The organism is Bradyrhizobium sp., from assembly GCF_027307225.1.
Lineage (GTDB): Bacteria > Pseudomonadota > Alphaproteobacteria > Rhizobiales > Xanthobacteraceae > Bradyrhizobium.
The window spans coordinates 1-20,842 of sequence record NZ_DAHUXJ010000106.1 but is presented as its reverse complement, the minus strand read 5'-3'; the positions used below and the strand labels follow the sequence as shown (position 1 = coordinate 20,842).

The 20,842-nt window shown below is 62.9% G+C and carries 19 protein-coding genes and 1 other RNA gene; 6 read left to right on the top strand and 14 right to left on the bottom strand.

All coding sequences use genetic code 11. The features are described from left to right. Positions 1-10 precede the first annotated feature (10 nt). The 5 genes from M6D32_RS18680 to rsmH all read right to left on the bottom strand — a co-directional run bounded on the left by M6D32_RS18680 (position 11) and on the right by rsmH (position 6,471). The gene (locus tag M6D32_RS18680; protein WP_298258889.1) at positions 11-1,450 is read right to left on the bottom strand and encodes a UDP-N-acetylmuramoylalanyl-D-glutamyl-2,6-diaminopimelate--D-alanyl-D-alanine ligase; all 1,440 of its coding nucleotides are present in this window, start codon (positions 1,448-1,450) and stop codon (positions 11-13) included. Continuing rightward, positions 1,447-2,910: a UDP-N-acetylmuramoyl-L-alanyl-D-glutamate--2,6-diaminopimelate ligase gene (locus M6D32_RS18675; protein ID WP_298258886.1), complete on the bottom strand. Its 1,464-nt coding sequence runs from the start codon at positions 2,908-2,910 to the stop codon at positions 1,447-1,449. The genes M6D32_RS18680 and M6D32_RS18675 overlap by 4 nt, the downstream gene beginning before the upstream one ends. Positions 2,911-3,289: 379 nt before the next feature. Next, entirely contained in the window at positions 3,290-5,038 is a 1,749-nt protein-coding gene (locus tag M6D32_RS18670) for a penicillin-binding protein 2 (RefSeq protein WP_298258884.1), read from the bottom strand. After that, positions 5,035-5,463 (bottom strand): hypothetical protein, encoded by a 429-nt coding sequence (locus tag M6D32_RS18665; protein WP_298258882.1) that lies wholly within the window; start codon positions 5,461-5,463, stop codon positions 5,035-5,037. The genes M6D32_RS18670 and M6D32_RS18665 overlap by 4 nt, the downstream gene beginning before the upstream one ends. A 3-nt stretch (positions 5,464-5,466) precedes the next feature. Next, on the bottom strand, positions 5,467-6,471 hold the full coding sequence (gene rsmH / locus M6D32_RS18660) for a 16S rRNA (cytosine(1402)-N(4))-methyltransferase RsmH (protein WP_298258880.1): 1,005 nt from the start codon (positions 6,469-6,471) through the stop codon (positions 5,467-5,469). Between the two features lie 588 nt (positions 6,472-7,059). On the opposite strand from rsmH, the gene M6D32_RS18655 reads away from it, so the two are divergent. Beyond that, a complete protein-coding gene (locus M6D32_RS18655) occupies positions 7,060-7,842 on the top strand; it encodes an N-acetylmuramoyl-L-alanine amidase (RefSeq protein ID WP_298258878.1) in 783 nt (260 codons plus the stop codon). An 80-nt stretch (positions 7,843-7,922) separates the two neighbouring features. On the opposite strand, the gene M6D32_RS18650 is transcribed toward M6D32_RS18655, so the two are convergent. Together M6D32_RS18650 and M6D32_RS18645 are read right to left on the bottom strand one after the other, a co-directional pair. Continuing rightward, positions 7,923-9,158: an RNA polymerase sigma factor gene (locus tag M6D32_RS18650; protein WP_298258876.1), complete on the bottom strand. Its 1,236-nt coding sequence runs from the start codon at positions 9,156-9,158 to the stop codon at positions 7,923-7,925. 8 nt (positions 9,159-9,166) lie between these two features. Continuing rightward, positions 9,167-9,517: a YciI family protein gene (locus M6D32_RS18645; RefSeq protein WP_298258874.1), complete on the bottom strand. Its 351-nt coding sequence runs from the start codon at positions 9,515-9,517 to the stop codon at positions 9,167-9,169. Positions 9,518-9,665: 148 nt separating this feature from the next. Between M6D32_RS18645 and rnpB the strand changes: the two genes are divergently transcribed. The 3 genes from rnpB (at position 9,666) to M6D32_RS18630 (ending at position 11,582) form a co-directional block, all read left to right on the top strand. Further along, positions 9,666-10,071: RNase P RNA component class A (gene rnpB, locus M6D32_RS18640), an RNA gene on the top strand. A 151-nt stretch (positions 10,072-10,222) separates the two neighbouring features. After that, a complete protein-coding gene (locus M6D32_RS18635; RefSeq protein ID WP_298258872.1) occupies positions 10,223-10,777 on the top strand; it encodes a hypothetical protein in 555 nt (184 codons plus the stop codon). 58 nt (positions 10,778-10,835) lie between these two features. After that, positions 10,836-11,582: a sulfite exporter TauE/SafE family protein gene (locus M6D32_RS18630; RefSeq protein ID WP_298258870.1), complete on the top strand. Its 747-nt coding sequence runs from the start codon at positions 10,836-10,838 to the stop codon at positions 11,580-11,582. Positions 11,583-11,589: 7 nt separating this feature from the next. Here M6D32_RS18630 and M6D32_RS18625 read toward each other — a convergent pair whose 3' ends face one another. Next, positions 11,590-13,092, bottom strand: a complete 1,503-nt coding sequence (locus M6D32_RS18625) for an MBOAT family protein (RefSeq protein ID WP_298258868.1) — start codon at positions 13,090-13,092, stop codon at positions 11,590-11,592. A gap of 9 nt (positions 13,093-13,101) precedes the next feature. Then, positions 13,102-14,091 (bottom strand): hypothetical protein, encoded by a 990-nt coding sequence (locus tag M6D32_RS18620; protein WP_298258866.1) that lies wholly within the window; start codon positions 14,089-14,091, stop codon positions 13,102-13,104. A gap of 15 nt (positions 14,092-14,106) precedes the next feature. On the opposite strand from M6D32_RS18620, the gene M6D32_RS18615 reads away from it, so the two are divergent. Continuing rightward, a complete protein-coding gene (locus tag M6D32_RS18615) occupies positions 14,107-14,481 on the top strand; it encodes a hypothetical protein (protein ID WP_298258864.1) in 375 nt (124 codons plus the stop codon). Between the two features lie 258 nt (positions 14,482-14,739). Here the strand turns inward: M6D32_RS18615 and M6D32_RS18610 are convergent, their stop codons facing one another. The 5 genes from M6D32_RS18610 to M6D32_RS18590 form a co-directional block, all read right to left on the bottom strand. Then, positions 14,740-15,627 (bottom strand): alpha/beta hydrolase, encoded by an 888-nt coding sequence (locus M6D32_RS18610; protein WP_298258862.1) that lies wholly within the window; start codon positions 15,625-15,627, stop codon positions 14,740-14,742. Between the two features lie 110 nt (positions 15,628-15,737). After that, positions 15,738-16,682, bottom strand: coding sequence for a transporter substrate-binding domain-containing protein (locus M6D32_RS18605; RefSeq protein ID WP_298258860.1), 945 nt, complete (start codon positions 16,680-16,682; stop codon positions 15,738-15,740). Next, a complete protein-coding gene (locus tag M6D32_RS18600; protein ID WP_298258858.1) occupies positions 16,679-17,056 on the bottom strand; it encodes a cytochrome c in 378 nt (125 codons plus the stop codon). Before M6D32_RS18600 ends, M6D32_RS18605 begins: the two co-directional genes overlap by 4 nt. Positions 17,057-17,255: 199 nt before the next feature. Further along, on the bottom strand, positions 17,256-18,920 hold the full coding sequence (locus M6D32_RS18595) for a methanol/ethanol family PQQ-dependent dehydrogenase (RefSeq protein WP_298258856.1): 1,665 nt from the start codon (positions 18,918-18,920) through the stop codon (positions 17,256-17,258). Between the two features lie 333 nt (positions 18,921-19,253). After that, positions 19,254-19,643, bottom strand: coding sequence for a hypothetical protein (locus M6D32_RS18590; protein ID WP_298258854.1), 390 nt, complete (start codon positions 19,641-19,643; stop codon positions 19,254-19,256). 272 nt (positions 19,644-19,915) lie between these two features. On the opposite strand from M6D32_RS18590, the gene M6D32_RS18585 reads away from it, so the two are divergent. Beyond that, positions 19,916-20,632, top strand: a complete 717-nt coding sequence (locus tag M6D32_RS18585) for a response regulator transcription factor (RefSeq protein WP_298258852.1) — start codon at positions 19,916-19,918, stop codon at positions 20,630-20,632. Positions 20,633-20,842: the final 210 nt, after the last annotated feature.

Genomic DNA, 20,842 nt, shown 5'->3' with positions numbered 1-20,842 from the left:
TAAGGTCCGCCTATACCGCAGCTTCGTCGAATGCGGCCTTGCCGGGGAAGCGCTTTTCGAGCGCGGAGACAATGGTTTTCATCTTCGAGCCGAACGAACCCTTGATCATGACGGCGTCGCCGGCGCGAAGTGCGGCGAGAACCTGCGCTTCGAGGCTGGCCGCGCTGTCGGCATAACCGCCTCGCTTGCCGGTGGAAAGAGCGTCCCACAGCTTACGCATCAGCGGGCCACAACAATAGACGAGATCGATGTGCTCGGCCTTGATGGCGTCATTCAGGCCGGCATGCAATTTGGCGCCGGCCGGCCCCAGTTCGAGCATATCGCCCAGTACCGCAATCCGCCGGCCTTGCGAGCCGATCTGGGTGCGGCCGAGCACACTCAGGGCTGCCGCCATCGACGCCGGGTTGGCGTTATAGCTTTCATCGATCAAGGTGATTTCGCCGCCGGGAACAACGAGCGTACGACGAACGCCGCGACCGGCAGCCGGCACGAGTTGCGATAGCGACAGCGCGGCCAGCGCCAGATCGGCGCCCGCGAGCGAACTTGCGGCGAGCACTGCGAGCGAATTCATCGCGATATGCCGCCCGGGCATGCCGAGCTTGTAAGTGACTTCGTGGCCGAGGATTTTGGCATGAACCGCCGAGCAGGTCGCATGCAGTGAAACCTCAAGCAACCGCGCTTCGGATTTCCTGTCAACGCCAAAGGACACGATGCGCGAGATCCCGCAATCCCTGGCGCGGCCGTTGAGCCTTGCGAATTGCGAATTGTCGCGATTGAGTATGACCGCGCCACCGGGTTCGACGCCCTCGAAGATTTCCGCCTTGGCGTCGGCAATCGCCTCGATGCCGGAGAAGAACTCCAGATGCACCGGCTCGACCGTGGTGATAACAGCCACCTGCGGCCGCACCATCTTCACCAGCGGGGAGATTTCGCCGGCGTGATTCATCCCGATCTCGAACACGGCGAAGCGCGCCGTGGCCGGACAGCGCGCCAGCGATAACGGCACGCCCCAGTGATTGTTGAACGATGCGGCTGAAGCGTGCGTCTGCCCCTGCGCCGAAAGCACGTGCAGCAGCGCTTCCTTGGTCGAGGTCTTGCCGACTGATCCAGTGACCGCAATCACCTGTCCTTCGAGCCGCTCTCGCGAGGCCCGCGCAAGTTCGACAAGTCCTGCAAGCACGTCGTCGACCACGAGTAGCGGCGCGTCCGGCGCAAATTTACCGGCTTGCGCCTTTCCCACGACCGCCAGCGCGGCGCCGGCCTTCAACGCGGCAGCGACGAAATCATGACCGTCATGCACGGCGCCCCTGATGGCAAAATACGAATCGCCCGGGGCAAGCGTACGGCTGTCGATGGATATACCCGTGATCGCTTGCGGCAGCGCGCCGTTGGCTTCGGCGCGCATCGCCGAGCGCATTGCATCCGGCGTCCATAACGGCAAAGCGCTCATGCCACCGTCTCCGCCAAAACGGAAGCCACCGCATCGTGATCGCTGAACGGCAGCACACGGTCGCCAATAATTTGGCCGGTCTCGTGGCCCTTGCCGGCAATCAGGAGCACGTCGCCCTGCGTGAGACCGACAATGGCCTTCCCGATTGCCTCGTTGCGGTCGCCGATTTCCTTCGCGCCGTTCGCTGCGGCCAGGATCGCGGCGCGGATATCGGCCGGGTTTTCGCTGCGCGGATTGTCGTCGGTGACGATGACCTCATCGGCGTTCTCCGCAGCAATCGCGCCCATCAAGGGGCGTTTTCCCGCATCGCGGTCGCCGCCGGCGCCGAACACGACGATGAGTTTCCGTTTTGTGTAGGGCCGCAAGGCTTGCAACGCCTTGGTCAGCGCATCCGGCTTGTGCGCGTAATCGACGAAGATCGGCGCGCCGTTATGTTCGCCAACCCGCTCCAGGCGACCTTTGGCGCCTTCGAGCCGTTCGAGCGCGGCGAAAACCTGATCCGGTGCGCTGCCAGTGCCGATGGCAAGGCCCGCGGCCACCACCGCGTTCTCGACCTGAAACTCGCCGACCAGCGGCAAATGGACCTGATAGCGGCGCCCGCGATGTTCAAGCTCGAGCCGCTGCGCGAAACCGTCGATGGTGGTCGCGGTGACGCGAATCCCCTCGCCTCCGCCATCGCCCTTCGCGCCGACGGTGATCAGCCGCAACTTGCGCTTTGACGCCGCCTCGATCACCTGAGCCGAACAATCGTGATCGGCCGAGATCACCGCCGCGCCACCATCCACGACGAGATCGTGGAACAGCCGCAGCTTTGCGGAAAGATAGTGTGCGACGTCCGGATGGTAATCCATGTGGTCGCGCGACAGATTGGTGAAGGCCCCCGCGTTCACACGCACACCGTCGAGCCGAAACTGGTCGAGCCCGTGCGAGGAAGCCTCGAACGCCAGATGGGTGACGCCCTCGCGCGCGATCTCGTCGAGTTGGTGGTGCAAGGCGATCGGATCCGGCGTGGTCAGCGAGCCATAAATGGTGCGCTTTTCCGAGACCAGACCAATGGTGCCGATGGAAGCTGCCGAAAACCCAAGCCGCTGCCAGATCTGGCGCGTGAACGCGGCAACCGAGGTCTTGCCGCTGGTGCCGGTGACGGCGGCAATGGTCGACGGTTGTTTCGGGAAAAATTTTGCGGCTGCCAGCGCCAGCGCGCGGCGCGGATTAGGCGTCGCCACAAACGGAACGCGGCATCCGCCAGACGGCGGATGGCTGCCCGCAATTGCAACCGCGCCTGCCGCAATCGCCGCCTCGACGAAGCGCGCGCCATCGGTCTTCGCCCCGGAAAGCGCAAAGAACAGGTCGCCCGGCTTGACCGCGCGGCTGTCGACCGCAAGACCGGATACCTCGGTCGCGCCAGCGGCGCGCGGATCGATGGTGGCGTCATCACCGAAGAGGTCGGAGAGCTTCATGGTGTTTCTAGTGTCCCGGTTCTGACATTCGTATCATGCCTCGGAGGATTCGCTTACGAATGTCAGAACCTTCGGGACACTAGCAGATATATGATTCTAGTGCGGCTTGGATTTGACATTCGCTAACCGGACTCGCGTCACCACTAAAGCGAATGTCAAATCCGCCTCACTAGTCAGGGTCAACGCCCCAATCCTGCTGCGTCACAGCTTGCCCTCTTCCCTCATCCTGAGGAGCCGCGCAAGCGGCGTCTCGAAGGATGAGGCCAATATCGGGGCCTCATGGTTCGAGACGCGCCAAAGGTGCTCCTCGCCATGAGGGTTTTGACGCAGCAGGGCTAAACAACTCCGTTTCCGAATCTATTGCGGCACGGTTCGAGGCTTACTGGGTTGTCTTCGATGCCGCAAGAATAAGGCGGTCGGACGGCGGCAGGTCGAAGCGCGGCTCGACATCCAGAAGCGGCGCGATCCGGGAAATCACGTTACCGGCGGTCGGCACCGCGTTCCAGCCCGAGGTGATGAAGCCGTAGGTTTCCTTCAAGGGCTGCGGCTCGTCCAGCATGATCAAAACTTGGTAGCGCGGCTTGTCGACCGGCAAAATTGCGGTGAAAGCGGTGAGCACGCGTCTCTTGGCATAGCGGCCGTTGATGACCTTCTCGGCCGTGCCGGTCTTGCCGCCGATGTAGTAGCCCTTGACGTCGGCCTTGCGCGCGGTTCCGACCTCGGCATTGAGCCGCATCAGGAACCGCATCTTCTCCGACGTCTCCGGCTTGATCACCCGCGTCGCCAATTGCATCGCCTCTGCTTCGGTGCGCTTGAGGAAGGTCGGCGGAATGAGATAGCCACCATTGACGAGCGCGCTGACGCCCATCACAGCCTGCAGCGGCGCCACCGCGATGCCGTGGCCGAAGGCAATCGTAATGGTGTTCAGGTCACCCCAGTGCCGCGGCACGATTGGCGAGGCACTCTCGGGCAATTCAGTGCGCAGTCGGTCGAGCTGACCCATCTTGCGCAGGAACGCCTTGTGCGCGTCGACGCCCTGCGCAAGCGCAATGCGGGCCGCGCCGACGTTGGACGAGAAGGTGAAGACTTCCTTCATGGTGAGGAAGCGACCCTTCGGCTCGTCATCGTGGATCGCGAACTTGCCGTAATGCAGCGGCCCGCGCGCATCCCACAGCGAATCGAGATCGTACTTGCCGGTATCGAGCGCCATCGCGAGCGTAAACGCCTTGAACGTCGAGCCCATTTCGTAGACGCCGGTGGTCAGGCGGTTGATGCGGTCGGGATCGTGCGCTTCCTTCGGATTGTTCGGATCGAAGTCCGGCAGCGAGATCATCGCGATCACCTCGCCGGTCCTGACGTTGGTGACGAGGCCGCTTGCCGCCTTGGCGTGAAATTTGTCCTTCGCCTTTTGCAGTTCGTCGCGCAGCGCATGCTCGACGCGAAGGTCGACCGACAATTCGACCGGGTTCTGCAGGCGATCGGTGGCAAAGCCGGCGCGATGCAGATCGGCAAGACCGTTGGTATCGAGCCACTTCTCCATCCCGGCGATGCCCTGGTTGTCGATATTGACCAGGCCGATCAGATGCGCGACCTCGTTGCCGCTCGGGTAGACGCGCTTGTTCTCGCGCAGGAAGCCGATGCCGGGAATGCCGAGGCGGTGGATTTCCTGCTGCTGTCGCGGCGTGATTTCGCGCTTGAGCCAGACAAAACCCTTGCGGCCCGACAGGCGCTCGCGCACCTCGGCGGTGTCGAGGTCGGGCAGGGTCGCGGTCAGAAGTTCAATCGCCTCCTCCTTGTCGATGATCCGGCGCGGCTCGCCGAACAGGCTCGGCGCCTTGACGTCGGTGGCGAGAACCTCGCCGTTGCGGTCGAGGATATCGGGCCGCGCGGTCGCGATCGCATCCTGGCTGGCGCTGTGGCGCGCGCTGCGGCTATCGGCGCCGGTCGCAAACATCACGAGTCGTCCGCCGATCACGGCATAGATCGCGACAAAGGCCAGCATCACGAAGCCGACGCGGGCGCGCGCCTTCGCGGTGCGATCGACGTTACGCCCGTAAAGCAGGCTGCGGATCAGCCGCTGCCGCCACGGCTCCTGGGATTTCTGGGTGGAAGGGACGCGACCGGTCATTGCGGCGCCTCCTGAGACCGAGACTGAGACCGAGACTGAGCCTTAGGCTGCGTCGGAATCGAACCTGTTGTCGTCGGCGCGTCGACGGACGCCTCGATGGTCTGGAGCATGGAGCCAATCGGATCCGGATCGCCCGGCTTGACCAGGCTCGGCGGACGATCGGGCAAATTCTTCAATGAGTCGTACTGATTGGCGTTGAGCGGCTTGAGCGGCAAATGACGCTCGACCAGGCCTTGCAGCCGCTGCGGCGAATCGAGCTTGGCCCATTCGGCGTGCAGCAACGCAATCGCGTCGCGCTCTTCGTGAATTTGAGCGCGCAACCGCAGCACACGCTCGGTGCGGTCGGTCGATACCATCTTGATCCGGTAGACGTAGGCGGCCGCAAACACCAGCGCACCGATCACGAGGAGATGGATGATGCGCATGCCTCAGCCTCCCCTCATTACGCTATCGAGCGTGGGCCATCCGGGCTGTTCGGCCGCCGGATACACCGGTGCATCGCGGCGCTCGCCGGCGCGGAGTTTTGCCGAACGCGCACGCGGATTGGCCGCGACTTCATCCTGTTGCGCCACCACCGGACGCTTGGTGAGGATGGCAAAGCTTGGCGCGGCTTTCGCGCTCTCCGGCTGGTGCCGCGAGCCGCCGCTCACCCTGGCACGCTCGTTCAGGAAATTCTTGACGATGCGGTCTTCCAGCGAATGAAACGACACCACGACCAGCCGCCCGCCGGGCTTGAGCACCTGTTCGGCGGCCGACAACGCTGATAGCAGTTCGTCGAGTTCCTGGTTGACGAAAATCCGCAAACCCTGAAACGTCCGCGTCGCCGGGTGAATGTCGCCCGGCTTACCACGCACAACTTTTCCGACGAGATCGGCCAGCGCACGCGTTGTCGCGATCGGCGCTTCCTTGCGCGCGGCAACGATCGCGCGCGCCACGGCGCGCGAGTGGCGCTCTTCGCCGAAGATATAGATGATGTTGGCGAGATCGGCCTCGGAGGCCTTCGCGATCACGTCGGCCGCGGTCGGACCGCTTGACCCCATCCGCATGTCGAGCGGCCCATCGGCGCGAAATGAGAAACCGCGCGCGGCTTCATCCAGTTGCATCGAGGACACGCCGATGTCCATGACGACACCGTCGACAGCGGTAATGCCTTGCCCGCGGCAGATATCGGCGAGGTTCGAGAAGCGATCCTCAATCAGGGTAAGGCGGCCCTTCGAGCGATCGACCAGTTCGAATCCGCCTGAGACCGCGGTACGGTCGCGGTCGATGGCGATGACGCGGGTGTTGTCGGTGTCGAGGATGGTGCGGCTATAACCGCCGGCGCCGAAGGTCGCGTCGACATAGATTCCGCCTTCGCGCGGTTCCAGCCAGTCCATTACCTCGCGGCCAAGGACCGGGATATGGCGAGGGCCACTTGCCGCGGGCGGCGTCATGCCGGCCCTCCCGGCGAAAGCCGAGAGGCGATGCGGAACTTGGACGCGAAGGAGCCCATGGCGCCTCAAAAGTAAGCTTCTCGCCGGCCTTTCCGGTTGCAGCGGCCGGCGCATGGTGGGAACTCGAGCTGGGACTCCAAAGGACACGTCAAACCTATGCTTCCCGCGTGCCCTCCGGCGGAGCGACCCGAGCCCGAAGCGCAGCCCCTATGCAGAAACGGCGGCGCCCACCGGCCCGAGGACATCGAGCGCGGCTCTTCACCACTTGGTAAGTAACGACAAGTAGCGTTAAGAAAGGGTTGAAATCGCCAAACTCCGCGCTGTCCGGCCAACGAGGGTAAGTCCACCGCCCGGTTGTGGCCCGCGAATGGCGGAGTGATGCCTTCCGCACACACCCACCCAAAATGCTCGTCGGATGCCGGTCAGGCGATTGCGCCGCGGACGGCGGCAGAGAATAGTGCTGACGTTGTCTTGAAAAATTTGGTTGCCGTTGTGTTGCCGGGTTTGAGTATTGATATGTCGCTCGGTTCGTTCACATCCAGTGATTCGAAGCGGCGTGCCACCCCGCTGCCCCGACCTATCGAGAATATGCAGACCTTTACGCCAGACTCCTCGATCGCTTCCGACGTCATTCCTTCCGCAAACTTCGGCGAGCGAAACAAGGGCCGCCTGCCCGACATGATCCTGCTGCACTACACCGGCATGCCGGATGTGCAGGGTGCGATCGCGCAGCTCTGCACCGCAGGAACCGACGTCTCCGCGCATTACATCGTTCTGGAAGACGGGCGCATCGTGCAGTGCGTGCCGGAAGCCAAGCGCGCCTGGCACGCCGGCGTCGCCTCGTGGGCCGGAGAGGACGACATCAACTCCTGTTCGATCGGCGTCGAGATCGTCAACCGCGGACATGACTGGGGTTATCCCGAATTCCCGCTGCGCCAGATCGCCGCCGTTATCGCGCTGTGCCGAGGTATCATGCTTCGCCGCAACGTGCCTTCGCAGCGGGTGCTGGCGCATTCCGACGTCGCGCCTTCGCGCAAGAAGGACCCCGGCGAGAAATTCCCGTGGCATTCGCTGGCCAATTCCGGCGTGGGTCACTGGGTCCAGCCGGCGCCGCTCGTGCGCAGCGAGGGATTGAGGTTAGGTGCGACCAGCAACGAGGTGCGCGGCCTGCAACAGGCCCTCGCCCGTTACGGCTATGGCCTTTCGATCACCGGCAAGTACGACACCACGACCACGGAAGTCGTCACGGCTTTCCAACGTCACTTCCGCCCGGCCAAGGTGGATGGCGTCGCCGATCACTCGACACTGGTGACGCTGCAGGCACTGCTCGCCAGCCTGCCGGCGGAAACCGCGGCAACCGCCGCGACATAGCGACTTATCGAACCCGGCGCTGCCGTTGACCCGAAAGAATTTGAACCGTTCGATCGTCGAGCCTGACGGCGTTGCTCGCGTCAACCGAGCTCAGCCAAACGCCGCGCGTAGAGCCGTCGCAGCGGTTCGAGTTGCGTCGCTTCAGTCGCCGCCAGATAGGCTTCGCGCGCAGCCTGGCGCCGGCCGAGCCTTCGCAACAGATCGGCACGCACCGCCGGCAGCAATTCATAGCCATCGAGGCCGCCGCGCGCCTGCAAGGCATCGACGAGGTCAAGCGCTCGCGCCGGTCCATCGACCATCGAAACAGCGGCGGCGTGATTGAGCTCGATGACCGGCGAAGGCGAAATCCGCAGCAGCACTTCGTAGAGCCCCGCGATCTGCTTCCAGTCGGTATCGTGAAAATTCGGTGCCTGTGCATGAAGCGCTGCGATCGCGGCCTGCACCGCATAAGGTTCGGGACGGCCCGGCAACAGCAGCGCTGCTTCGACGAGCATCAATCCTTCGGAGATTTGAGCTTGATCCCAGAGCGAGCGGTCCTGCTCCTCGAGCAGCACGATATCGCCGCCTGCGGTCTGACGCCCGGTGCGGCGCGCGTCGTGCAAGAGCAACAAGGCGAGCAGGCCCTTGACCTCGCGGCGGCGCGGCATCAACACATCGAGCAGGCGCGCCAGGCGGATTGCTTCGCGGGCAAGATCGGGCCGCATCAAGACCTCGCCTGACGTGGCGACATAGCCTTCACTGAAGACGAGATAGATCACCGCCAGGACCCCGCGCAGCCGCGGCTCGAGGGCGTCGCGCTCGGGCACCTCGTAGGGAATGCCGGCGAGCTTGATTTTCTGCTTGGCGCGAACCAGACGCTGGCCCATCGCATCCTCGCTTGCGAGGAACGCGCGCGCCACCTGCGCCGTGGTCAACCCGCAGACGGTGCGCAACGTCAGCGCCACCTGGACTTCGGCTGCGAAGGAAGGATGGCAACAGGTGAAGATCAGCCGCAGCATGTCGTCGTCGAGCGCGGCATCGTGCTCGTCCTGCGAAGGTTCGGCGTTGAGCAGCACTTCATGCGTCAACGCTTCCTGCTTGTCGCGAAACGATATCTGCCGGCGAATGCGATCGATCGCCTTGTTGCGTCCGACATTGACCAGCCAAGCCCGCGGATTGGACGGCGGCTCTGCGTCGGGCCAGCGCTCCAGTGCCGCCGCAAAGGCTTCCTGCAAGACGTCCTCGGCGAGATCGAAATCGCCGACGAGGCGGATGAGCGTGGCCAGCGCCCTTCCCGCCTCGTCGCGAAATATCTTTTCGATCTCGGCTGGCTGCATCTCTGGCGTCAGTTGTAGACCCAGATCGGGCGCACCTCGATCGATCCGTCGCGGGCGGTAGGAATGCGCGCAGCGATGCCGATCGCGGTGTCGAGATCATTCGCCTCGATCAGGTAATAGCCACCGAGCTGTTCGCGCGTTTCCGCAAACGGGCCGTCCGTGGTCAGAATCTTGCCATCGCGGACGCGCACCGTGGTCGCGGTCGATGTCGGCCGGAGCCGGTCTCCGCCCTTGAAATTGCCGCTCTGGATAATCGACTGGGTAAAGGTCTGGTATTCGGCCATGGTCTTCTCGGTGGTCGCGGCGCTGCGCTTGGCGTATTCGACTTCGTTGCTGTAGATCATCAGTAAATACTGCATGTCACTTATCCTCGTGTTCGGCTGGATCGCCGACAAGCAGTCGAAGTGCCCGGCCGCCAAACGACATCTTCACGATAATTATTTTTGGGGGCCCTGTCCGGTTGTTAACGGCTTGACGGGGGCAGCCATAAATCCCATGCCTTAGCCGTCAGTCGGCCGGACGGCCGCTTCCGCAAGGGAGAGGAAAGTCCGGGCTCCATCGACATACGGTGCCGGATAACTCCCGGCGGGGGCAACCCCAGGGAAAGTGCCACAGAGAACGAACCGCTTCCTCCCCCGGGAGGCAGCAAGGGTGAAAAGGTGCGGTAAGAGCGCACCGCGGGACCGGCAACGGAACCGGCATGGTAAACCCCACCGGGAGCAAGACCGAATAGGGACGGCAACGCGGGTCGTTCGCGAAAGCGATAACGCCTGCGGGAGCGATGTCAGGCTCGCCGTCCGGGTTGGTTGCTCGAGGCCCCGCGCAAGCGTGGTCCCAGAGGAATGGCCGTCGCGTCTTGTCTACGCAAGTGGGCAAGGCCCTACAGAACCCGGCTTACAGGCCGGCTGATGCTGATAAATGAGGGGTTCGGCGTTAAAGCGCCGGGCCCCTCGCCCGTTTTCCGACCTGTCGGCGACACCCGGCACGGTAAAGCTGCCTTGCGGACGCCATATCCTGCCTTTATTGCTGGGCGATCGACCGGACCGACGGTCAGGGGGCTCGTCTTGAATCACGCATTGTCCTGGATCCGGACTGCCGCTGCGCTGGCCGCGGCCGCGCTCGCCGTTGCCGGCTGTGCGGCGGCGAACAATGCGACCTCGAGCCAGGCGTCCGCGCAAGGCGAGCAGCCGTACAGGACCGGTTACGGCTTCAGTAGCGACGGACCGACCACCGACCTCTACACCGAAATCTTCGGGTCGAGCCAACCGAAGCCGGCCCCGGCAACGACGGTTGCCAATGCCGAGCCGGTTCAGCAGGTCACCGCCCAGCCGATGACCCCGGTTCAGCAAGGCCAGCAATATCCGGCGCCACGCACGGGTCAGGCCGTCGCGACAGAACCCAGCCGGCCGAACCAGGCGCAGACCGCGGCGTCAAGCCGGGCGCCGCAACCCGCCTACGGCCAGCCCACTCCCGCGCCGTTGCAGGTCGCGCAACAACCCGCGCCGCCTGCGCCTCCGCCAGAACAGGCCTCCCCGACCGCTTACGGCATCTCGACCAACGGGCCGACCACCGATCTTTACACGGCGATCTTCGGACCCCGGCACAGCGACGGCCAGTAGTCTCGCGCCTGCCTGAGCCAGTTTGACATTCGGATACGAATGTCAGAACCACGTTTGCATGAGCATGATCACGATCGCCGTGCTGTTGTTCGGCGCGCTCGCCGGCGGCTTCGTGTCGGGCCTTGCGGGATTTGGTACCGCGCTGATGGCGCTCGGTATCTGGCTTTACGTCGTGACGCCGGACGTCGCGGTCCAACTGGTGCTGATCTGCTCCATCATTGCCCAGACCTGGACCATGCCGTCGATCTGGCGATCGATCGATTTCAAGCTGGTGTTGCCGTTTCTGGTCGGCGGCCTCGCCGGCGTGCCGATCGGCACGTGGTTCGTCGCCTATGCCGATCCGCGTCATTTCAAGCTCGCCGTCGGCATCCTGCTTCTGATATTTCCCACCGCGCTTTATCTCCAGCGCCGCCCGATGACGGTGACCTTCGGCGGCAAGGCTGCCGACACCGGCATCGGATTTGCCGGCGGCGTGCTCGGCGGGCTTGCGGGACTTTCCGGACCGATTCCGATTCTGTGGGCGAGCGTGCGCGGCATTGGCAAGGATGAACGGCGCGGCCTGTTCCAGACCTTCAACTGGACCATCCTGACGGCCGCGCTGGTCGCGCAGGGAGCTTCGGGGCTGATCAAGCGCGAGACGCTGTGGCTGGCGCTGGTCGTGTTTCCGGCAACGATCGGCGGTGCCTGGCTCGGCACGCGCGCCTATCGCGTACTGAGCGACGGCAATTTTCGCGACGTCGTGCTCGGGCTTTTGTTTCTGTCCGGCGTCACGCTGGTGTGGAGTAGCCTCGGCCAGCTCTTTTGAGCGTAGGTCAGAATTGAAAATACAGAAATTCGAGCCGCTGCCACATGCCGAATAGCGAGATCGCCAGGGCAAACGCGGACGCCAACGCCCATGCGAAGCGCGGCTGCCATTGTGGCCAGCTCGATGATTCCGGCGCGCGGCGATATTCGCGGTAGCGGAAGATCTGCGGCACGTTGGGCAAGAAGAGCGCGATCGCAAGCGCTGTCGTGACCGCGCCACTGCCGATCAGGAGCAGAGGTTCGTCGCCGACGAGCAACGGCAGGTCCATCACCCGCAGGATGCCGGGCGAGACATAGGCCGAACTCTCGGCTGCAAATCCGGCCAGCGCCTTCAGCATGATCCAGGCGCCCGCCGCGGTCCTGGCGCGGAAGAACACCCAGGCGATGACGACTGCGAAAAAAGTGAGGGCCCATGAGAGGAACGTGGCAACGTGATTGGACGTCGATGCCTTCGCCGTCACGCCGCGCCATTTCTGCCAGAGATGATTGATGCCGAGATAGAGGCCGTGCAGGCCGCCCCAGATCAGAAAATTCCACCCCGCCCCGTGCCAGAGCCCACCGAGCAGCATGGTCAGCATCAGGTTGACGTAACGACGCGGCTCGCCGCGGCGGTTTCCCCCGAGCGGAATGTAGAGATAATCGCGCAGGAACCGCGACAGCGTGATGTGCCAGCGCCGCCAGAAATCGACAATCGACGTCGCCTTGTAGGGCGAGCGGAAATTCACCGGCAGGCGAATGCCGAACAACAGCGCCAGCCCGACCGCCATGTCGGAATAGCCGGAGAAATCGAAATAGATCTGCAAGGTATAGGCCAGCGTCGAGAGCCACGCCCATGACGTGGTGACGCCGCCGCCGGCGTCGAGATGCGCGAACACCGGCGAGACGAACTGCGCCAAATTGTCCGCGATTACCACCTTCTTGAACAGACCCGCGGCGAAGATCGCCATTCCCCTCGCCGCCAGCACGGCCGAGCGCTGCGTCCGCCCGCGCTTGAATTGCGGGATCATCTCGGCGTGATGGACCAGCGGTCCCGCGATCAGGTGCGGAAAGAACGAGACGAACAGCGTGTAGCTGACGATGTCGCGCTCGAGCTTCGCGCCGCGCATGACGTCGACGAGATAAGCGATCTGCTGAAAGGTGAAGAACGAGATGCCGAGCGGCAGCACGACGTTCACGAGCGGCAGCGGCGCGCCGGTCAACTGATGGATGCCGCCGAAGACGAAGTTGGTATACTTGAAATAGCCGAGCAGCGCGAGATTGAGCGCGACGCCAAGCATGCCGATGGCGCGGCGGCGATGCGGCTTCTCCATCAACAGGCCGAGCGAGAAATTCGCGGCGATCGAAGCGAGCAGAAGCAGCAGATAGACCGGCCGCCACGCACCGTAGAAGAACAGCGAGGCACCGACCAAAACCAGAATGCCCGCGCGCGGTGAGTGCCGGCGCGCCGCGACAAAGGCCAGCACCACGGCAGGCAGGAACTGGAACAGGAAAGTGTAGGTGGAGAACAGCATCGCCCGCCGCTAACGCTTCAACTGCGATACGAGATAGCGCGTATAGATCGGCACGCCGGACGCATTGACGTGCATCTCGTCGGCGTAGTCGCCCGGCGTCAGCCCGGGAACCGCCACGATGTTCAGGACATCGAAACCGCAGGTGCGGCCAGCATCGGCGACCAGCGCCACATATTGTTCGTCGTTTTCCTTCCACTCCGGGTCACGCGCGCGATCGTAGCGTGGCGACCACGGCGGAATAACGACGGTGATTTTGCGCGCCAGCTTCGCCATCTCGCACAGCGCGCCGATTTCGAAGTGCGCCTTGGGCCCGGCGATATTCCAGCCGGTGTAGTGCGGATGCGAGCCAAGCGCGGCCGGCAAGCGGTTTTCAGGCCGAGAATAGCCGAGCAAGAACAGGCCGAGCGCGTCCAGCGACTGCGCCGGATGCGCCGTATGCAGCCTGGATTCGAGACGCGCGGCGAAGGCCTCGCGGATGAAGCGGATCAGCGTGCCGGCGCGCAGCGGCAGATAGGTCGTCATCTGCTTGAACACGCCAAGACGGGCGATGACGTCTTGCGGATTGAAGACGGCCGGCCGCACGCCTTCATTGAACAGAAATGGCGCAACGCTGATGACGACGTGCGCGCCTTGAAACACGTCAGGTTCGCGGCGCATGGCGGCCAGTGCCGCCAGCGGCTCGCCGGCATCATAGGCGATATTGACCGCCGATCCCTCTGGCTTGCCGATCAGTTGCGCCGCCAGGCGTGGATCGACCTGGTATTCGGTACGGCTTTCGCCCGCGAAAATGAGTTCCGGATGCGAGGCAAGCAGCGGCAGCTTGACCGCCAGCAACACCGGGATGTCGTCGTGCACGCGACCTGCGACCGCGAGCAGGCCCGCCAGCACGGCCAGCCACGCGGCGCCTGTGAGTACGATCGCGGCCGCGATCCAGCGCGCGGAGCCGATTTCCGCTCGCCGCAGCGCGCCTCGAACGGAAATGGAAACGGCCTGTTTCATGCGGGCCGTTCAACCATGAACCGCGGCTTCGGACAATATCAAACCCTTCGGCCGCTGGCTGCCGAGCAGCAAGTCAGCGGGGATGCGGGCGAAGTGGCTTTTCAGCCAGAGCATGTGAACTACCTCACATCGATTACCGACCGACCAAGTTATTCCTTTGATTGGAATGCGGATGAGGTGTGCAACATGCAAAGCCGCTGGGATGCGTTAGCAACTGTCAGGGCCGTCTGTGTCGCAGCCTATGTGGCGATCGCGATCAGATATGTGGCGCACTACGATCTTGGATTCTCGCTCTCCGAAATTCGCGGCGCGGCGGTGGCAATTGCGATTGTCATAGCGGCGCTGACGGGCATCGATTTCTTCGGCAAAAAGCTGCGCAAGACCAGATAGACCTGCGGCTGAAAAGCACCCTCACAACAAGGCGTGATTTACCAGGCAGCCTTCGCAAACTTCAGTGCGTAGGATGGGTGGAGCGAAGCGATACCCATCAGCTAACGTCCTGACATGATGGGTTTCGCAAACTGCTCAACCCATCCTACGCCGACCGTCATTTGCAGGGAGCCTCAGGTTACCGCCTTCGCAAACTTCGGCATCGATTATCACCGATGTCGAACGGATAGCACAACAGTCCGGCGATTTAAGACCTCGCTACGCCGTCTGATGTCGCTTCAGGAAAGTGCGCGCGCGGTTGATGGTGCGCGCCTTCAGTTCCGGCGGCTCCTTCCAGGGGAACACCGTGATCTCGGCATTCGGGCAAAGCGAGGCGACGTCGATCGAAGCCGCCAGCGGATGCGCATCGACGTTGTCCGGCAGTACCAGCATCGGCGTCTGGCATGATTTCGCGAAATCGCGCGAGACGCTGTACACGAAATCGGGACGCACGCGGTAGAGGTTGTGCAGATATTTCTCGATGGTCTCCATCGAGACGTCGCTCTGGCGCTCGCGCAGCTCCTTGGCCCAGACGGTCTTGCCGGCGTCGTACATGTAATCCGGTTTCGCCGCGTTGTGCCCGACTGGCTGGCTCAATATCGCAGCAGCGATGCGCTGTGGCGCCCGCTCCATCAGCTTCATCGCGAACGGGCCTCCGATGCAGTTGCCGAAGAAGAAAAATTTGTCGATGCCGAGATGGTCCATCACGCCCAGTTGGTCGTCGGCGAACGCGCCCCAGGGATCGTCGACCGGAACCGGGCCGGTGGATTCACCGCCCGTGGCATTGCGCTGGTCCATGGTGATCACACGGAAGTCGTTCTTGTACTCCTGCGGAATGTCGATCACCGCGCGCGCCCACACGGCGATACAAGAGTTCAAGCCGCCGCCGGGCGTCGCCAGCAGCGGGAAGCCCGAGCCAATCTCGGCATAGCGGATGCGAACGTCACCTTTCTCGTAGAAGCCGATCTTGGCGCCATCAGGCAATCCCGGAACCGCGCCCGCCGGCTGTGCGTGTCCTTCCGCTTGGGCGAACACTTGCGGCGCTGCGCTTGCCGCCGCGGCGGCAGCACCGCTTGCAAGAACGGTGCGTCGGCTCGAATCGATCATCGGCTACTCCCTTGTCGTCGCACCAATTGCGAAGTTCACATCAGAGGTCGCCCCGATAGCTCGCGAACTTCGGAACCGGAGCTCCAGGCGATCCCCATTGAGGCGACGGCTTACTTCCGCAAGATCTGCGGCAGAACGTCGCCAAGGATGATGGGCTCGCGAGGCTTCTGATAAGTGAGACCGGAAGTTTTGGCCAGCTGTTCGATGGTGCCGTTCGCTTCAAGATCCGCCAGCACCTTGTCGACGGCCGCGATGAGCGCGCCGTCGCTGGCAACACCGATATAGGCGCGGTTGACGCCGATCGGGTAGTAATATCCGCTCGCCGCAAGATGGCTGTCCGGATGCGCGGCGCGATAGGCGTCGAGGCGGCGCGTGTCCACCAGCGTCGCGTCGAGTTCGCCGCGCTCGAGTTCGCCGAGCAGATCGCTCCGCGTCGGCACCAGATGGGTGATCTGGTCGATCAGTTTGCCTTTGTCGAAGTTCATCAAGATAGCGTCCGCGAGCGTGCCGCTCTCGATGCCAATTCTCAAATCCGCAAGGTCGCCGAGGTCTTTGACATGGCGATCGCCCGCCTTGCTGCCGAGCACCACCGTGAGGGCCGAATAGACGTAGGGCCGGCTGGGTGCAAGGACGCCGAGCGGGACACGGCGCCGGCGATCGTCCCTGGTCGCGCCGTCGAAATCGGGAAGCTTCGCCGTCTTGACGCCGGGGGCGACGAGTGAATCCTGGGTCAGCGCGTAACCGCCGAGCAGCGCGCACCGGCCGTCCGAAAGCAGCGCATTGGCCTCAAGTGCGGGGCTTGAGTCCTCGTCCAGCCTGGTTTCGAACCACTGGATATGGAGCGGCCGTTGCAGTTGCTTGGCAACGGCCTGCGCCAGCAGGACGTCAAATCCGCTGTCCGGCTTGCCGCGCCTGTGGACCGACGCTGGCGGCAGGTCTTCGTCGAGACACACCTTCAGGACGTCGTCGGATGCGGCGACAGGCCTGTCCGTGATCGCCGATAGTGCAACTGAGAGCAGCGCGCTGGCACAGATCGCCGTCAACGAACGTCTCATTGGCCCCTCCGGCTCGTCACGTAGGCCCACAGGTTCGCGATGTCGTCGTCGCTCAAGACGTCGCCCCAGGGCGGCATCCGGTTGTTCTTGCCGCTTTTGACGGTGGTGACGAACCGCGGTCTGTCGTCGGGAAATTTGCGCAGGTCGGGCGTGATCGTGCCCGCATTGACCATGTTGAAGCCGTGGCAGTGCGAGCAATGCTCTGCAAAAATCGCCTTGCCCTTGTCGATCATTCCCTGGTCCGCGTTTGCCGGGCCGGGCTTGGCTTGCTCAGGAGCGGACTGTTGTGCCGCCGCGGGTTGCGCGGAGGGTACCACCATCGCCACAATGGCAAGGGCGGCGAATGCCGCCGCCCAGCCGATACGTACTTGCATCACGTAAGAACCACTTACTTGTTGTTATCTAGTGTCCTGGTTCTGACATTCGTATCGGATCGCAGCGGGCACTTTTACGAATGTCAGAACCAAACGGACACTAGCAAATCTATGATTCTAGTGTGGCTTTAACTCTGACGTTCCTTCGACGAAGCCGCCGAGAAACTGAAAGGAACGTCAGAGTAGCCACACTAGCAGGTTACTTCTTGACCGCGAACACCCACAGCGATCCGCCAGCCGGCACCTTGGCCAACCGCTCGTCGCCGGAGAACAAGGAGTAGACGCCGCCATAGCCGCTCGCGACGGCGACATACTGCACGCCATCCTGCTGCCAGGTCACCGGTTGTCCTTCGATGCCCGAACCGGTCTGGAACTGCCAGAGCTTCTTGCCGCTGTCGGCATCGAATGCCTCGAACTCACCGGTCAACTGGCCGGAGAAGACGACGCCACCGGCGGTCGACAGCACACCCGAAAAGCGCGGAATGTCGCTCGGCGCTTCCCACTTGGCCTTGCCGGTCAAGGGATCGATCGCCTTGAGTGCGCCGCGCGGCCCGGTACCCCACTCCCAGAGATCGGTGAGGTCCATGCCGACATACCATTCACCTGCCTTGTAGGTTGCAGGCGCGGTCTTGTAATGGCCGCCGAACAGAAGCGTGTTGGCATAGGCGAGGCCGGTCTGCGGGTCGAACGACATCGGCTCCCAGTTCTTGCCGCCGAGGATTGACGGGAAGACCGTGACCTTCTTGCCTTCGCGCGCATCCTTGGTGACGTCGGTCTCGATCGGACGGCCGGTCTTCATGTCGATGCCGGTCGCCCAGTTGACCTTCACATAGGGATTGGCCGCGAGCAGCTTGCCGTTGGTGCGATCGAGCACATAGAAGAAGCCGTTGCGGTTGGCATCCATCAGCACCTTGGTCGGCTTGCCGTCGACCTTGATCTCGGCAAGCACCATCTCGGCGACGGCGTCATAGTCGAAGGGGTTGTTCGGCGAGAACTGGTAGTGCCATTTGATCTTCCCCGTCTTGGGGTCGAGCGCGAGCACGGAGCAGGTGTAGAGATTGTCGCCCGGCCGCCCGGCCGCGTCGAACGGACCTGGGTTGCCGATGCCCCAATAGACCGTCTTCAACTCGGGGTCATAGGAGCCTGTGATCCAGGTCGATCCACCGCCGAGCTTCCAGGTGTCGCCCTTCCAGGTGTCGCCGCCTGGCTCATCGGGGCTCGGGACGGAGTAGGTGCGCCAGAGATGCTTGCCTGTTCCGGGATCCCAGCCGTCGATGAAGTCGCGGGTGCCGAACTCGGCTCCGGAAACGCCGGTCAGCACGACGCCGTCAGCGACGAGCGGTGCGACCGTCATGGAGTAGCCTTCCTTGATGTCGGCCGCCTTCTGCCGCCACAGCTCCTTGCCGGTTTTCATGTCGAGCGCGATGACGTTGGCGTCCAGCGTCGTCCGGTACAGCTTGCCGTCCTGGATCGCCGCGCCGCGGTTGATGATGCCGCAGCATACGATGCGCGGCGTCTCGGGCGGATATTCGACCTTGGTCTTCCAGATCTGCTTGCCGGTTTTGACGTCGATCGCCATCGTGGCGCTGTTCGTGGTGACGTAGATCACGCCCTGGTATACCAGCGGCTGCGATTCCTCGCTGCGGTCGTCGGCAAAGCTGTAGTTCCACACCGGCACAAGCTCCTTGGCGTTGTCCCGGTTGATCTGGGTCAGCGGACTGAACCGCTGCAGATTGTACCCCATGCCATAATTGAGAACGTTTGACGTGTCGGTCGCGCCCTTGACCAATTGATCGGCGGACTGAGCGTTGGCACTGAGGGGCGCGAGCAATATAGCGCACGCCACGAATGCAAAGCGATTCATCGATACCCTCCCTGGTGACCTCTTAGCGGATCGGCTGCGATGCTATTCGCAGGCAAGTGATGACGTCAATGAAAGCGAGCAATACGAAGGCAAAAAGAGAAAATTCGTATCGTCAGTTTTTCCGCAAAGCGGAATGCACCTGACTCAGTAGCCGTCCGCCGTCGGTTTTCGCTGCATCGGATCGATGGTGCATGGCGGATGAGAGGCCGAACAGCGCCGCAGCACATCGCGCCGCACAAAATACCCGGCTAGTGTCCCGATTCCGAAGCCGGCATCAAACGAGCCGTCCGCGCCAGTCTTTATAGCTCCGGGATAGCACCCGCTCCTCGTATCTCATGCGCTGAAGCTGGAAACGCCGAGCGGGAGCGTCAACGCGGTCAGCGATTTTTTGTCGAGGCGCGTCTCTTCCGAACATCGCTTCGGGTCATGAGTCGAAATGGAGCAGCGCCCTCGCCCTTCGCCCGATTGTCGCCAGGGCCGAGCCGCTCGCCTTGGCGACCACCTGAAATCGCGAACGCCGTCTTCATCGAATTCGTGCAACGGCACGTACCGGCGCGTAACGGCACTGTCCACAATGGTGAACGTACGATTGTCGAGAATGAGCCAATGCTCGCCGTCTCTCATCAAAATGGCGAGATGCAAGCCGGGCTTGTCGAATATCATCACGGCAAAATTCGAATCCTCGACGTCGACGGGCTGAAGCAAGTCAACTGCGAATGCCATGAGGCGCTTAACGCCATTTTCGCCGCATCATCGGCTGGGACCCACACCGACATAAGCCAAACAAGACGCTCCGGCGGCACGGGAACTCGTCCGATTGTCGCATTTAGGACAGGGATGCTGTCTTGGGTGCGCGTCGAAAGTATCGTAAGTTATTTGCAAATAAATCCAAGGATGTACGTTTGATCTCGCCGGCGACAGGCGGCGGGGCAGCTGAAGAAAATAAGTAGTGTGTTAATTGGAGCGGCTGCGAGGCGATGTCGAGTGAGTCCGCTGTGCCGACCTATATCCTGCGAAGCGATGGCCTGTTCCGGGAAGGTCTTCGGCTAATACTGTCCAAGACCCGCTTTCGTCCCCTCGGTTGCGCAATCGACTTGGAGGATCTCACGGAAATCCCCGATGACGGGCCTATCCTGTTCATCGTGGCGGTAGACGCGGACCACGCTGTCGTATGCAGCAAGATTCGGAGCCGGTATCCGCTCGCGTTCATTGTAGCGGTTGCGGATGAGAGCAATCCGCGCTCGCTCGCAAGCGCGCTTGACGACGGAGCCAACGCGGCGCTCTTCAATACCGTCAGCCCGAGTGACCTTGTCAGCACGCTGCAGGCGGTCATCAACGGCAAGCTCATTCTCATCGACGCTCGCCTCTGGCCGTTGGAAATCCAGCCAAAGGCCGAAGACCCGCCGTCGCCGCCCCTCACTGGCGAGGTGCTATGGGATGTCGCCGACGAACCTCAGGCCGCGAAGCTGTCGGCACGAGAGGTCGCTATCCTCGAGCGCATCGTTCGGGGCGATTCGAACAAACAGGTCGCACGGTTCTTCAGGATCGCGGAGCCGACCGTGAAGGCGCATGTGAAGGCGATCTTGCGAAAGATCGGCGCCAGCAACCGTACACAGGCAGCGATTTGGGCGTTTAACCAGCGTCTGAGCGACCAGGCCGGCGAGGAGCGGGCCGGGCTTCCCATCTTGCTGGACGACGAAACGGCTCGATGAGCGCTCCAGCCCTGCCTAACCTGCAGGCGCCTTCCGGTCCGGCCATCGCGGGCGCGGAGCTGGATTCTTGCGTGTGTGCCTGATCGTAGCGAGTCGTCTGTGAACAATACGTTTTCAGGCGGGCGATAGATTTGGCTTGGGAAAGATCGCGATCAGGATGAGGCACAATAAAATTCTGAGCCACTTGATGAGGCGGCGGAAGTTGTAGCC